This is a genomic window from Clostridium sp. (genome assembly GCF_026168755.1).
Classification (GTDB): Bacteria; Bacillota; Clostridia; order Clostridiales; family Clostridiaceae; genus Clostridium.
On record NZ_JAPFDR010000057.1, the window covers coordinates 1 to 14278 of the forward strand.

General features: G+C 28.5%; 14 protein-coding genes and 1 other annotated feature. Of the genes, 4 read left to right on the forward strand and 10 right to left on the reverse strand.

The features are described from left to right. Positions 1–144: 144 nt before the first annotated feature. Positions 145–669, reverse strand: a complete 525-nt coding sequence (locus tag Q0Y03_RS13650) for a nucleoside recognition domain-containing protein (RefSeq protein WP_297714362.1) — start codon at positions 667–669, stop codon at positions 145–147. Positions 670–687: 18 nt separating this feature from the next. Next, positions 688–1263 (reverse strand): nucleoside recognition domain-containing protein, encoded by a 576-nt coding sequence (locus Q0Y03_RS13655; protein ID WP_297714363.1) that lies wholly within the window; start codon positions 1261–1263, stop codon positions 688–690. A 206-nt stretch (positions 1264–1469) separates the two neighbouring features. On the opposite strand from Q0Y03_RS13655, the gene Q0Y03_RS13660 reads away from it, so the two are divergent. After that, positions 1470–1655: a hypothetical protein gene (locus Q0Y03_RS13660; RefSeq protein ID WP_297714364.1), complete on the forward strand. Its 186-nt coding sequence runs from the start codon at positions 1470–1472 to the stop codon at positions 1653–1655. A gap of 281 nt (positions 1656–1936) precedes the next feature. On the opposite strand, the gene Q0Y03_RS13665 is transcribed toward Q0Y03_RS13660, so the two are convergent. Continuing rightward, on the reverse strand, positions 1937–2935 hold the full coding sequence (locus tag Q0Y03_RS13665; RefSeq protein ID WP_297714365.1) for a LacI family DNA-binding transcriptional regulator: 999 nt from the start codon (positions 2933–2935) through the stop codon (positions 1937–1939). Positions 2936–3110: 175 nt separating this feature from the next. After that, positions 3111–6221, reverse strand: coding sequence for an isoleucine--tRNA ligase (gene ileS / locus Q0Y03_RS13670; protein WP_297714366.1), 3111 nt, complete (start codon positions 6219–6221; stop codon positions 3111–3113). Between the two features lie 162 nt (positions 6222–6383). Continuing rightward, positions 6384–6627: a binding site (T-box leader), on the reverse strand. A gap of 278 nt (positions 6628–6905) precedes the next feature. On the opposite strand from ileS, the gene Q0Y03_RS13675 reads away from it, so the two are divergent. Beyond that, complete coding sequence (locus tag Q0Y03_RS13675) at positions 6906–7118, forward strand: (2Fe-2S)-binding protein (RefSeq protein ID WP_133014554.1); 213 nt, start codon at positions 6906–6908, stop codon at positions 7116–7118. Between the two features lie 95 nt (positions 7119–7213). On the opposite strand, the gene Q0Y03_RS13680 is transcribed toward Q0Y03_RS13675, so the two are convergent. Beyond that, positions 7214–7453 (reverse strand): GIY-YIG nuclease family protein, encoded by a 240-nt coding sequence (locus Q0Y03_RS13680; protein WP_291677127.1) that lies wholly within the window; start codon positions 7451–7453, stop codon positions 7214–7216. Between the two features lie 110 nt (positions 7454–7563). Here Q0Y03_RS13680 and Q0Y03_RS13685 point away from each other — a divergent pair, with 110 nt between their 5' ends. Beyond that, positions 7564–8739 carry a class I SAM-dependent rRNA methyltransferase gene (locus Q0Y03_RS13685; RefSeq protein WP_297714367.1) on the forward strand — a complete coding sequence of 392 codons (1176 nt, stop codon included), beginning with the start codon at positions 7564–7566 and terminating at the stop codon, positions 8737–8739. 78 nt (positions 8740–8817) lie between these two features. Here the strand turns inward: Q0Y03_RS13685 and Q0Y03_RS13690 are convergent, their stop codons facing one another. The 5 genes from Q0Y03_RS13690 to Q0Y03_RS13710 all read right to left on the reverse strand — a co-directional run bounded on the left by Q0Y03_RS13690 (position 8818) and on the right by Q0Y03_RS13710 (position 12867). Next, the gene (locus tag Q0Y03_RS13690; protein ID WP_297714368.1) at positions 8818–9225 is read right to left on the reverse strand and encodes a DUF2752 domain-containing protein; all 408 of its coding nucleotides are present in this window, start codon (positions 9223–9225) and stop codon (positions 8818–8820) included. A gap of 25 nt (positions 9226–9250) precedes the next feature. Then, entirely contained in the window at positions 9251–9985 is a 735-nt protein-coding gene (locus Q0Y03_RS13695; protein ID WP_297714370.1) for a hypothetical protein, read from the reverse strand. Then, a complete protein-coding gene (locus Q0Y03_RS13700) occupies positions 9978–10523 on the reverse strand; it encodes a sigma-70 family RNA polymerase sigma factor (RefSeq protein ID WP_297714371.1) in 546 nt (181 codons plus the stop codon). Before Q0Y03_RS13700 ends, Q0Y03_RS13695 begins: the two co-directional genes overlap by 8 nt. A 179-nt stretch (positions 10524–10702) precedes the next feature. Then, positions 10703–11629, reverse strand: coding sequence for a TIGR01212 family radical SAM protein (locus tag Q0Y03_RS13705; protein ID WP_297714372.1), 927 nt, complete (start codon positions 11627–11629; stop codon positions 10703–10705). A 155-nt stretch (positions 11630–11784) separates the two neighbouring features. After that, complete coding sequence (locus Q0Y03_RS13710; RefSeq protein ID WP_297714373.1) at positions 11785–12867, reverse strand: hypothetical protein; 1083 nt, start codon at positions 12865–12867, stop codon at positions 11785–11787. A gap of 149 nt (positions 12868–13016) precedes the next feature. On the opposite strand from Q0Y03_RS13710, the gene Q0Y03_RS13715 reads away from it, so the two are divergent. Next, positions 13017–14075: a transporter gene (locus Q0Y03_RS13715; protein WP_297714374.1), complete on the forward strand. Its 1059-nt coding sequence runs from the start codon at positions 13017–13019 to the stop codon at positions 14073–14075. Positions 14076–14278: the final 203 nt, after the last annotated feature.

Genomic DNA, 14278 nt, shown 5'->3' on the forward strand with positions numbered 1-14278 from the left:
ACTGTTTGAGCGAATAGCGAGTTTAAAAACTTTAGCCAACTTTACGGAATCAATTATATAAATTCTAGGCGAAAATTTCACAGTTCCCGTAAAATAAATATTTCATTTTTTCGCTTCCACGTGACGAACAATAGAATTCAAATGTTATAATATTAAAAGTTTTACCATCATTATTGCCATAATAATAGCAGTCATATCTGCCATTATCGCTGCCCAGACTGTATGACGTGTTTTCTTTATTTTAACGGCACCAAAATATACAGTTACAGTGTAAAATATTGTTTCTGTAGTTCCCATAATTACTGAAGATACTAATCCTATTGGAGTATCAGCTCCATAATTTTTTAAAATATCAGTGAAAACTCCCATTGCACCACTACCAGAAAGTGGCTTAATTAAGACCAATGGAACAACCTCCTTAGGCAAATCTATTAGTTTACAAAGTGGTGCAATTGCATTATTTAGCATATCTAAAAGATTAGCTTCTCTAAATATATGCACAGCTATTATCATAGCTAAAAGATATGGGAAAATATTTAAACATACATTTAATCCTTCTTTTGCACCTTCAATAAACCAATCATACACCTTCCTACCCTTTATCATTCCATAAGTTATAATAATTAAAACTATTATAGGAATAATACTTTTAGTTATATAGCTAAACATATCAATACCCCCATAATCCTAAAAATATCTTTGCAAAATTTTGCAGCAAATAACACCAACAATAGCTGCTACACCAGTTGATATTATTGCTGGAAGTATTATTGCTCCAGGATTTGATGAACCAGCTGCTGCTCTTATAGATAATACTGTTGATGGAACTAACTGAATACAAGCCGCATTTAATACTAGAAATAAAGCCATATCATTACTGGCTACACCTTTTTCATTATTTAGTCTATCCATTTCTTCCATAGCCTTAATTCCGAAAGGCGTTGCTGCATTTCCAAGTCCCATCATATTTGCTGTTATGTTCATAACTATAGCTCCTAAAGCCTTTTCATCCTTAGCTGCATCTTTAAATATAAGTTTTAATATAGGTTTCATAAGTTTAGCTAGTTTTTCTGTAAATCCACTGTTTTGTGCAACCTTCATAACACCACACCAAAAACACATTAATCCAACAAGTCCTATTATAAAAGTAACTGTACTATCAATAGAACCAATTATTGCATTAGAAATACCTTCACCATTTCCAGTAAATATTCCAACTACTAATCCCATGAAAATCATTATAAACCATATATAGTTAATCATTTTCTATTCCCCCCCTATTTATTTTTTCTTTACAATATATGCCTTGCAACACCTATTTATTAGTGATAGGATAAAGATATAAACTTAAGTTTTAACTAAAAATATAAATCTTAATTTAGTAGTTTATTTACATCAATTATATACCTTAGTGTTTACAAGAAGGTGTTTTCTATATTTTTTATTTATCTAACAAAGGAGATACGTCTATGAAAGAATCAAATTTAAAATTAGCTCAAAAAGATATTGATGATGCATTAAAAACTGTAGAAGAAATGGAAAACTGTATTAGTGAAGGAAATGAAAAAAATAATATAATAAAAGAAAAATTTATGACTTTAACAGAAAAAGTTCAAAAATTAGAAAACTTATTAAAAAATGAAGGAATACTTTAATAATAGAAAAAAGAGGATAGTTAATCTATCCTCTTTTTTCTATCTACTAAAATAGCAATTATTTTATCTTATGATTTGATAACTATCTATACCCTAATTCTCAAACTCCCATTAATATTTACCTATACCTAATTGATTGTGTACCCAATTTAGAAATAACCGCTCTTAGTAAACGTTATCAAATTAATTTAATTATATCATTTTTTTCCTGCTATTTCAATATATTTTTGTAAAAAAATTAACTATCTTTAATTTTGCTTAAATTAAAGATAGTTATAAAATTATTTAGAGCTTTCTCTTTGTATTAATTTATAATCTAATACATATTGATCTTTATCTAAAGGTTTATTATTTAATATTTTAATAAGCATTCTCATTGCAACTGATCCCATATCATAACTCGGTTGCTTAACTGTAGTTATTTTAGGATAGAAATAAGAGGCAACGGCGTTATCATTAAATCCTATTACACTTACATCTTCAGGTACCTTTATTCCATTTTCTCTTAATGCATTAATTACACCCATTGCAATTTCATCAGATGAGCATACTACGCCATCAAATTTCTTGCCAGTAGCTAAAAAGCTTTCAACTGCTTTATATCCACTCTTAACTTTTAAATCTTTAAAGAACTCTAAATCTTCATCAATAGTAAGACCACTTTCTTGTAGTGCTTTTTCATACCCCTTATGTCTTTCTCCCCAAGCATTAGCAGCACCTTTATTAACACCAACAAAAGCAATATTCTTTAATCCTCTATCAAGTAAACTCTTTGTTGCCTCATATGATGCTTGTATGTTATCAATAATTACACTTGGTAATCTATCTTCTTTATCCTTAGACTCTGCAAGAACAGTTTTTAAATCTAATTCATTTATTATATCTAAAGTTTCTTCTTCTAAGCAAGAACTCATATAGATAACACCATCAACCATCTTTTCCTTAAGTACTCTTAAGTAATCTTTTTCCTTATCATAGTCAAAGTCAGAATTACATAATATTACGTTATAATCATAAATATTTGCAACATCCTCTGCCCCTCTAACTATTTCTGGATAGAATCCACTTGAAATATCAGGAACTAATATTCCAACAGTTTTTGTTCTTTGCGTTTTTAAACTTCTCGCTACAATGTTTGGTCTATATCCTAGCTTTTTAATAGCAGCTAATACCTTTTTTTTAGTATCTTCATTAACAACATCTATATCATTTAATACCCTAGATACCGTAGCTATTGAAACGCCAGCTTCTCTAGCAACATCTTTTATAGAAGTAGCCATATCAACATCACTCCATTTTCATTTTAATTATTAATTATACCTTTTTTTCCTAATTAATACAATGAGTTTACTTACTTTTTACACTTAATAACTCATAATTTTAACTATAGTATTATATTTTGAAAAAAGGGTAGGAATTATTACTTAATCCCTACCCTTTGTAACAAAGCCATAATTATTTAATAACTTCTACAGTCATATTTAACTTTTCACCATTTATAACTGTTTCAGTATAACTAGCTTCTTCATTGTAAACTATTTCTTGGGTTAAGGTTTCTTTCTTAATAACCTCAGCAAACTTTTTAACTACATCTAATAGCATTTCATTATCAGCTACATATAATTTAATCTTGTCTGCAACCTCAAACCCTTTATCTTTTCTCATATTTTGAATCTTAGAAATTATTTCTCTTACGTGACCTTCTTCTCTAAGTTCTTCAGAAATATGAGTATCTAAAACAACACCAATTGAACCTTCACCAGCAAACGCATAACCCTCTAACCCTTGCATAGTAACTAATAAGTTTTCCTTATTTAATTCAATTTCTGTTCCATCAACATTAATAACTACTACTCCACCATTTTGAATAGTTTGAGCTAATTCCATTTGGTTTCTTGCAGCTATTTCTTTTCTTATTCCTGGTATTAACTTACCATAAGCTCTTCCTAAAACAGGTAGGTTAGGCTTAATTTCAAAATTAACATGAGTAGAAAGATCTGCACCAAATTCAACTGCTTTTATATTTAACTCATCTGTTATTATTTCTCCATAATATTCTGGAAGTGAATCTGTAGAAACAAGCATCTTAGAAAGTGGCTGTCTATTCTTAATATTAGCACCATTTCTTGCACTTCTTCCTAACTTAACTATTGTGTAAGCTAAATCCATTTCCTTTTCTAAGCTCTTATCTATAGCAGTTTCATTTACTTCTGGCCAGTTGCATAAGTGAATGCTTTCTGGAGCATTTTCATCTAAACCAACCACTAAGTTTTGATAAATGTTTTCTGTTATAAATGGAACAAATGGAGCTGCTACTTTAATTAAAGTTGTTAATACTCTATATAAAGTTACATATGCACCTATCTTATCATCAGTTAACTCTTCAGACCAATATCTTCCTCTATTTCTTCTTACATACCAGTTTGATAACTCATCAGTAAAATCTTCAATAGCTAATGCTGCTTGAGTTATTTGGTACGAATCTAACATAGAGTCTACATCTTTAACTAATGTGTTAAGCTTAGACATAACCCATTTATCCATTACATTTTCTGATACAAAATCATTATATTTTAATGGATTAAATTGATCTAATTCAGCATATAACACGTAGAATGAGTAAACATTCCATAATGTTCCCATAAACTTTCTTCCAGCTTCTCCAACGTCATCTATAGAGAATCTTGTTGGTAACCATGGAGCACTTGCAGTATAGAAGTGCCATCTTGTTGCATCAGCACCTTGGGCATCTAATACATCAAATGGATCTACAACATTTCCTTTAGATTTTGACATCTTTAAGCCCTTCTTGTCAAGAACGTGACCTAAAACTATACAGTTTTCAAATGGATTTCTATCAAATATAGCAGTTGATATTGCTAATAAAGTATAGAACCATCCTCTTGTTTGGTCAACAGCTTCTGATATAAATTGAGCTGGATAGTTTTGTTCAAATAATTCTTTATTTTCAAATGGATAATGTAATTGTGCAAATGGCATTGATCCAGAATCGAACCAACAGTCAATAACTTCATTAGTTCTAGTCATTTCCTTACCACACTTTTCACACTTTAAGTGAACATTATCTATATATGGTTTGTGTAATTCTATATCTTCTGGAACATTGATTCCCTTTTCCTTAAGTTCTGCAATGCTTCCTATACATTCTTTATGTCCGCATTCACATCCCCAAATTGGAAGTGGTGTTCCCCAGTATCTATCTCTTGAAATACCCCAGTCTATAACATTTTCTAAGAACTTACCAAATCTACCTGTTCTAATGTTATCAGGATACCAGTTTATTTTATTATTATTTTCTAAAAGCTTATCTCTTAATGTTGTCATTGCAACAAACCAGCTTTCCTTTGGATAATAAAGAAGTGGTGTGTCGCATCTCCAACAGTGTGGATATGAGTGTAAATGCTTTTCAGATTTAAATAATTTATTATTTTCTTCTAACCACTTACAAATGCTTTCATCACATTTCTTAACGAACTTTCCAGCCCATGGAGTAACTTCCTCTACAAATCTACCTTCTCTATCAACTAAGTTAATGAAAGTAATTCCATTAGCTTTAGCTACTAAGCTATCGTCTTCACCATATGCAGGTGCTATATGAACTATACCTGTACCATCTGATAAAGTAACATAATCACCATGAATTACTTCGAAAGCTTTTCCTTCTACCTTACCGAAAGGCATTAATTGTTCATATTTAGTTCCTAAAAGTTCAGCTCCAGAGAATTCTCTAACTACTTCATAGTCTTCTCCTAAAACTTTATCAGCTAAGTCTTTAGCTAATATTAATATTTCCTCTCCAACTTTTGCTTCAATATAAGTATAAGCTTTGTTTATACATAAAGCTAGGTTTGAAGGTAATGTCCAAGGAGTTGTTGTCCAAGCTAATATGTACTTGTTATCTTCTCCTACAACTTTAAACTTAGCAACACAAGTTAAATCCTTAACATCTTTATATCCTTGTGCAACTTCGTGAGATGATAATGCAGTACCACATCTTGGACAGTAAGGCATTACTTTGTGTCCTTCATATAAAAGCCCTTTATCCCACATTTGTTTTAATGCCCACCAAACTGATTCAATATATGGATTATGATAAGTAACATATGGATTCTCCATATCAACCCAATATCCAATTTGATTAGTCATTTTTTCCCACATACTTACGTAAGTAAATACGCTTGCTTTACATTCTTTAACGAATTTTTCTACACCGTACTCTTCGATTTGCTCTTTACCTGAAATACCAAGCTTCTTTTCAATTTCAAGTTCTACTGGAAGACCATGAGTATCCCATCCAGCTTTTCTTATAACCTTATATCCCTTCATAACTTTATATCTTGGGATAATATCTTTCATAACTCTCGTTAATACGTGACCAACGTGTGGTCTACCATTTGCTGTTGGAGGTCCATCATAGAAAGTGAAGTATTCACCATCTTGATTCATATCAAAATTCTTTTTTATAACATTTCTTGCAGTCCAAAGATTTGCTATTTCTTTTTCAAGACCAACGAAACCATTTGGTAATTCTACTTTTTTGTACATAAGAATTCTCCTTTCTCTACATTTATTAATTATTAAAATTATTCTCTTAAAGACACATTTTAATCCTTATTTAATGAAACTACTTATCCTATAGTGTATAAGTAAGTTTTTCTTACAAATATTAAAACTTAAAGTTTCACTTAAATAAAAAAAACTTCATCCCAAAAGGACGAAGTGAATTCGCTATACCACCTAAGGTTAATAAACTCATAATTATACTATGAGCTATAATTCAGATACTTTCATATCCTATCCCTTAACGCGGGCTAACGTGATAGCTTAATCGTAAAAACTTTCAGCCTCAAACTCCTAGGTGATTTTCCTTAAGTTATCTTATAACTTCACACCAACCAGTCACTCTCTTAAAAGAATAAACTAAAGTACTTATCCTAATCATAGTCTTTAATGAGTTTATTATATCTTAACTAATTATGCTTTGTCAATTACATCCAAAATTTTATGATTATTTTTTATTGTTAAATTTAATATTTTAAACCATTAATTATTACAATAATATTACTGCAATAATTTCCATTAAATAATAATTATTATTTAATATTTAATGTTGACTATTTTGGTATACTATGATTTAATATAGTTGTTGAAACGTATTACTCAAAAGTTAATTAACCTAATAATTAATTTTTGTGTTTCCTAATATCTTTGTATTTTGGAGGATCTGTTATGGAAAATAATTTAAATGCTGATATCCTTGATAAGATAACAAAAGTTTGTACTTGTAAATCTATATCTAGAGCAAAAATTAAAGAAGCTATAAAAAATGGTGCCCATACCATAGAAGAGGTTTCTAAAGTAACCGGTGCATGCACTGGAAGTTGTCATGGATTTAGATGTAAATCAAAGATTCAGGATTTAATTAACGATTATTCAAAATAATACCCAATCCAAAACTCCCCTATAAGTTTAACGATTTAAACCACTTACTGATGTAAGTGGTTTTTTAATACAGAGTTTAATTCAAACTAATTAATTCATTTCTTTATTAACATCAATTTTTCCTTTCTTTTTAATTGTTTAATTGCATATTCTCTTCTCATAGCCTCTATTTTATTTTCATACTCTTCAAAATAAACTAGTTCTACAGGCAATCTAGCTTTTGTATATTTTGCACCTTTTCCATTTGAATGTGCTTTAATTCTTTTGTCTAAATCGTTTGTCCACCCTGTGTATAAACTATCATCATTACATCTTAATATATATACATAATTCATATAATACCTCTTATTCATAAATTAATTATTATATATTATATTAAATTTTTAACTGTTATTTAATAGTTATGTTATAATCGTATAAGACTTAATATAAGGAGATGTAAATGATGAGTAGTAAATTTTTCTTACATAAAGGGAAAAACAAAAGAGCTGAACAAGGGCGTCCTTGGATATACATAGATGAAATAAATGAATATGATGGCGAATATGAAAATGGAGACATAGTTGAAGTATATAATCATAAAAATCATTTTATTGGTAAAGGTTATATTAACGATAGAAGTAAAATAACAATTAGAATAATGACAAGAGATATTAACGAAGAAATAGATGAAGTATTCTTTAAGAAAAGATTTGCCGCAGCATGGGATTATAGAAAGACTGTTATTGATACATCATCATGCAGATTTATATTTGGAGAAGCTGATTTCTTACCTGGATTAACAGTTGATAAATTTGAAGATTACTATGTAATTCAAATTTCTACATTAGGAATGGATAAATATAGAGATTTAATAGTTAAAATACTAGTTGAAGAATATGGTGCTAAAGGAGTTTATGAGAGAAGTGACATAAAAACTAGAGAAATTGAAGGCTTAGAACAAACTAAGGGCTTCTTAACTGAACCATTTAATACTGATATTGAAATCATTGAAAATGGTGTTAAATACATAGTTGATTTAGAAAATGGTCAAAAAACTGGATTCTTCTTAGACCAGAAAGAAAATAGAGCTGCTATGCATAGAATTTGTAAAGGTAAAGATGTTTTAGATTGCTTTACTCATACTGGTTCATTTGCTTTAAATGCCGGTATAGCTGGAGCAAAATCAGTTCTTGGAATTGATGTATCTCAACACGCTGTAGATTGTGCTACAAGAAATGCTGAATTAAATAATTTACAAGATGTTGTTAAGTTTGAATGTCATAATGCATTTGATGTTCTTGGAGATTGGTCAAGGGAAGGTAAACAATATGATGTTGTTATTTTAGACCCACCAGCATTCACTAAATCTAGAAATACTGTTAATGCTGCAATTAGAGGTTATAAAGAAATTAATCTTAGAGGCTTAAAAATTGTTAAACCAGGTGGTTACTTTGCTACATGCTCATGCTCTCATTATATGAGTGAAGAACAATTAAAGAAAACAGTTCTTGAAGCTGCCCATGATGCTAGAAGAACTTTAAGACAAATTGAAGTTAGAACTCAAAGCTCAGATCATCCAATTCTTTGGAATTCAGATGAATCATACTACTTAAAATTCTTTATATTCCAAGTGGTATAAAAAGCTTTATAAATAACAAAAGTATAAAAGGTCGGCATAAGCCGACTTTTTATATATATATTAGTTAACTATTATCTTTTATTTATCACTCTCAATAATTTGATTAATTATTGATTTTTCATTATATTTCATTGGTTCTATGTTTGGAAAAAATATCGCCATTCTTAAAATATATATAGCTATTGTAGAAATAATTGCACCTATTATTATCTGTTTAAAAAACTTTCTTTTAAAAACTATAGGTACAAATAATATAAATGGTAACCAAAATAATGGATGAAATTTAAATGCATTTATAATATCACCATTAATAACTGCTATAATAGCTCTACTCATTCCGCATGATGGACATGGAACTCCTGTTAAGCCTCTTATTAAGCAAATACTTCCCGTTATTTCAGCAAACTTTTTTATAAAGAAAAATATTATAGATAGTCCTAATAAAACTAATATTAATATCTTTCCAAATTTAAAATATTTATTCATACCATAAACTCAATATGCTTATAAATTAATAATTGCAGTATGGTATACTATTCTCATCATAATTTAAATTATTATAAATTGATTTAAAGTTGTTAACCTCTTCAGAATCTATTTTATACCATTTATTATCTATATTCATAATATCATTTTTAATAATTATTGTATGATTGCTTTCTACTCCATTAGTCTGTATTAGAAAATCCCATTCCCCTAAAGTTTGTTGTTGAATTTCTTCCTTGGGAATATCATTTATAAAGCTAATAATATTTTCTATATCTATTTTATTATCTACAGATTTATAAGTATTTCCACCTATTATATTTTTAACTATTATCTTGTTAATGCTAGTAGAGTCTATAACTCCATCGCCAAACCTATCCTCTAAGCTAAACTCTATTGCCCCTTGTTTAGCTGCCTCATCATTACCAACCCCTCTAGCTTCAGCACCACTGTAACTAGCAACATATGGAGTGCTTTCACTGTACTCTGCAGCTTGTCTCTTTAAACTTTTCTCTAAAGAATTTGATTTATTTGAATTAATTCCATATTTTATTGATACTGATGTTAAAAATACAAATGCGAAGCATGCTGCTGTAGTCCATAGTTTCTTATTCATATACCATACATTAGTTTTACTTTTATTTTCTTTATCTAAATTTTTTAGAGTCTCTTCAAGTTTATATTCAAAAGACTTTGGTAAAACAAACTCTTCATTTTCACTTTTACTTTTATTTTTTAAATATTCATCAAATTTATCCATGAAGCTCCTCCTTTAAAATATTATATAACTTTTCTTTTGCTCTAGATAATCTTGATTTTATAGTTCCTTCCTTAACATTAAGAACTTTTGCTATATCCTTATATTTCATATCCTCAAAATAAAACAATATTGTAGTAATTCTTAAATCTTCATCTAAGGAATTAATTGCATTATATAAAGATAAATCTTTATAATTATCATTAACCTTTATATTTTTAAAATGTTCTTTATCTACAGCTATTTCTTTAGATCTTTTTTTATATAAATTATTACTTTCATTTATTACTATTCTTATTAACCAAGTCTTAAAGAATATTTCTTGTTTCAATGCTTGTATATTTTTATAAGCCTTTAATATAGCTTCACTAACCGCATCTTCTATATCTTCTTCATTATTTAATATAGATTTTGCAACTCTATATATTGCAATTTTATTTACTCTAATTAAATTACAAAAAGCCTCTTTATCTCCACGTTTTGCCCTTTTTACTTCCATTATCAATTCATCTTTACTAAGATTATCTACTGAAGCCTCCAAGTTCTTCGCTCCCTTCATTTATTAGACTTAATATTAACCCAATTTGTTCCATAAGTAATATCTTAAACTTTACTTAGTCGAATTTACAACTACTAGCATAAGATAATAGCTTCTTCTTATATAATTATAAATAGAAAAACGACTGTTGCAAAATTATTTACACAGTCGCTCAAGTAGACCTATTTAAAATCTTTTCCTTGCCAAATATTATTATCTATAAGTGCTTTATCAATATCATTTAAAACTTCCCATTTTTTTAAACTCCACATTGGTCCAATTAAACTTTGTCTTGGGGCATCACCTGTCAATCTATGAACTACCATCTCTTCTGGTATCATAGCTATAGCCTTACATATTAAATCAATATAATCTTCTCTTCCCAAAAGTTGCAATTCTCCACTTTCATATTGATCTACCATTTTAGTTCCTTTCATTAAATGTAATAAATGAAATTTAACTCCCTGAGCACCAGAATGTGCAACATAATCTACAGTCTTTAACATATCTTCTTCAGTTTCTCCTGGTAGACCAAATATAGTATGTACAACAACTTCAATGCCTCTTTCTTGTAATTTCTTTAAACTACTATCAAAAGTTTCAAAATCATAACCTCTATTAAAATTATGAGCTGTTTTATCATTTATAGTTTGTAACCCTAATTCAACCCAAAGATAAGTCTTTTTATTTAACTCTTCAAGATAATCTAAAACATCATCATCTAAACAATCAGGTCTTGTTGCTATAGATAAAGCAATAACATTTTTCTGAGCTAATGCCTCTTCATATTTTCTTCTTAGTTCTTCAACAGGCGCATAAGTATTAGTATATGCTTGGAAATAAGCAATGTATTTTCCGTCTTTCCATTTCTTTTCCATCATTTCTTTTCTATCTTCGAACTGTTCAGTAATAGATAATATTCTGCTTCCAGCAAAGTCTCCTGATCCTCTTGCACTACAAAAAGTACATCCACCTTTTGCTACCTTTCCATCTCTATTAGGACAAGTAAATCCTCCATCTAGTGATATTTTATATATCTTTTCTCCAAATTTATTTCTCAGGAAATAATTTAAACTATGATATCTTTTTCCATTCCATTCCTTTATCATTTTTTTCTCCTTATATTAATCTTTATATTTAATTATTAATTATATTAATACTCTATTTCCTTTAAAAATTAGCTTATATAATTAAAATAGAGGTAATGTATAATAACATTAACCTCTTTTATTTTTTACTATATTATAAATTACTTATGAAATAATTACAATTTAATCATTTCTTCACCCTTAATATTAAATATATATTTACCTGTAATATCATCAGTAGTACTATCCGATTTATAAACATTAAAAATTAACTTATCATCATCAAAATATTCAGCCTTAACATTATATATATCTTTATTAAAAAGCTCATCTAATTTAGTAGCTATTATAGTTCCATCATCCGCTTTATATATGTTTAATCTATCTATTCCTTTTTCATTTTTATAATTAACAGCTATATTATCGTCTTCCTTAGAAAATATAAAATTCTCTATTTGCACATTACTTAATAAATCCACAGGTACAACCTTGCTTGTAATAGGTTTTTCTAAAACCTCTTGCAACCCACTAATTGAGCTTCCTTGTGGATTTGTACTATCAGCTATAACATCAGTACCATTTTCCATTAATGTATTATCTATATAAGCAATACAAATAAAAGCATTTTTATCATCTATAGTAGAAATAGCTATCTTTTGTCCTGTAAATCCTAAAACAACCTTTCCAAAATTATTATTAGGTACCTTTTCTTTATATAACATAACCTTATTTTCTCTTAAATAAGTATCCTTAGGAATATTATTTAAGCTTATTACTAAACTACTTTTTCCACCCTTTTCCCCAATTATCCTTAAAGAGTTATCTTTTATATATAATTCTCTTTGTGACTTTGCCTTAATTTCGCTTATGCTATAACTGTCCCCACTTCTATTTATCTTTATAGTATAACTTTCTAAATCACTCTTAGGCTCTGTATTAGAATCCCTAATAACATTAAAAATGTAATATGCAAACTCACTACTTGCAATAGTCTTATCTAATTGAAATCCTGCTACATCAGAAACTCCTTCAGATAAATTAATATTATTATCTACTAATTCTTTTACACATAACTCATTAGCCTTTTCTATATTGCTATTTCTAATATTTATTAAGTAATTTGTTGCTAACTCCTTTCCTTTAAATACATCAAATAAATCTAAACTTGCTACATTCTCTTCTTTTACTCTGCTACAACCAATTGATATACTAATTATTAAAACCAATATACAACTTAAAACTCTTTTAACTCTAATCATATTGATCTCCTTACTTAATTTTATTGCACCAATAAAAACAATCTCTTAAATTTATTTTACCTAATAAAATATAGCTTATTCACAAAAAAAGAATAATTGTACTGTAACCTTTATATATTAGATATTAGAAATATATTGGGGGGATATGCGTGAAGAAAGATTTCACTAAAATTTTTCAAGTTGCTGCTGTATTTATTGGAACAGTTGTTGGTGCTGGACTTGCTTCTGGTAAGGAAATTACTCAATTTTTTACTTCTTTTGGTTTAACTAGTTTTTTAGGAATACTTTTTTGTGGAGTATTTTATATATTGATGGGATCAATAATAGCTAAAATAGGTATTAAATATAGTCTTAACTCTTATAGTGATGTTCTAAAAATAATAAGTCCTAATTTACTTGGTAAAATAACAGGAATAATAACAACCTTTTATTTAATTTCCAGTGCCTCAATTATTCTTGCAGGAAGTGGTGCTTTAATTCATCAATTTTTTGGAGCACCTAAAATTGTTGGTTCATTAATTATGCTTTGTATTGCTTGTGTTTTTTTATTAAGGGATACTGAAGGTCTTATTGAAGTAAACTCATTTATTGTTCCTGCTTTACTATGTACAATTACACTTATTCTAGTTCTATATTTTTTATTTTGTAAAGATTCAATTTCATTACAATATATCTCTAGCTTTGAACCTCCTAAAAAGGGAGTTTTTATTTCTACTATACTTTATGCTGGATACAATATACTTTGTTGCTCAGGTGTATTAGTTCCATTAAGCAACGAAACTAAAAGCTCCAAAACAATGATTTACGGCATTTCATTAGGAGCTTTAGGCTTAACTTTATTATCTAGCTCTATTAACTTATTATTATTGGCTAATCAACCATATATATTTGAACTTGAAATACCATTACTTTTAGTTGCACAAAGATTCGGTAGTGTTATGCAAGCCCTACTACTAGTAATAATTTTGCTTGAAATGTTTTCTACCGAAGTTTCAGATGTTTACTCAATTAGTAAAACATTAGAGCAAAGCTTTAATATTAAATTTAAAAAGGGAATTTTTATAGTCTTAGCAGTAGCCTTACCAATATCTCAAATCGGATTTTCAAATTTAATTTCAACACTATATCCCCTTTTTGGTCTACTAAGCTTAATATTCATAACACAATGTATTTACTTCTACTACAAACATAAATCAGAACTTAACTAAATTGTTCGTTAGAGCTTGAATGCCGTGATGCCGAAAATTAATGATATTACCTCCAGGAATTGTGTAATTTTCGTTAAGAATTTATATTGTTTTTTCCAGAAAAAGAGCTAAAGCTTCGAAAGTCACTTCGTTCCCTCAGCTTCTTAACGCTCTTTTTCTTCCAAAAACAATTAAATTCTAAAACTTAATTACAATATTCCTTC

Excerpts from the sequence above, each read along its gene's own strand:
- Q0Y03_RS13650 (WP_297714362.1), bottom strand. The coding sequence starts at position 669 with ATGTTTAGCTATATAACTAAAAGTATTATTCCTATAATAGTTTTAATT.
- Q0Y03_RS13655 (WP_297714363.1), bottom strand. The coding sequence starts at position 1,263 with ATGATTAACTATATATGGTTTATAATGATTTTCATGGGATTAGTAGTT.
- Q0Y03_RS13660 (WP_297714364.1), top strand. The coding sequence starts at position 1,470 with ATGAAAGAATCAAATTTAAAATTAGCTCAAAAAGATATTGATGATGCA.
- Q0Y03_RS13665 (WP_297714365.1), bottom strand. The coding sequence starts at position 2,935 with ATGGCTACTTCTATAAAAGATGTTGCTAGAGAAGCTGGCGTTTCAATA.
- ileS (WP_297714366.1), bottom strand. The coding sequence starts at position 6,221 with ATGTACAAAAAAGTAGAATTACCAAATGGTTTCGTTGGTCTTGAAAAA.
- Q0Y03_RS13675 (WP_133014554.1), top strand. The coding sequence starts at position 6,906 with ATGGAAAATAATTTAAATGCTGATATCCTTGATAAGATAACAAAAGTT.
- Q0Y03_RS13680 (WP_291677127.1), bottom strand. The coding sequence starts at position 7,453 with ATGAATTATGTATATATATTAAGATGTAATGATGATAGTTTATACACA.
- Q0Y03_RS13685 (WP_297714367.1), top strand. The coding sequence starts at position 7,564 with ATGAGTAGTAAATTTTTCTTACATAAAGGGAAAAACAAAAGAGCTGAA.
- Q0Y03_RS13690 (WP_297714368.1), bottom strand. The coding sequence starts at position 9,225 with ATGAATAAATATTTTAAATTTGGAAAGATATTAATATTAGTTTTATTA.
- Q0Y03_RS13695 (WP_297714370.1), bottom strand. The coding sequence starts at position 9,985 with ATGGATAAATTTGATGAATATTTAAAAAATAAAAGTAAAAGTGAAAAT.
- Q0Y03_RS13705 (WP_297714372.1), bottom strand. The coding sequence starts at position 11,629 with ATGATAAAGGAATGGAATGGAAAAAGATATCATAGTTTAAATTATTTC.
- Q0Y03_RS13710 (WP_297714373.1), bottom strand. The coding sequence starts at position 12,867 with ATGATTAGAGTTAAAAGAGTTTTAAGTTGTATATTGGTTTTAATAATT.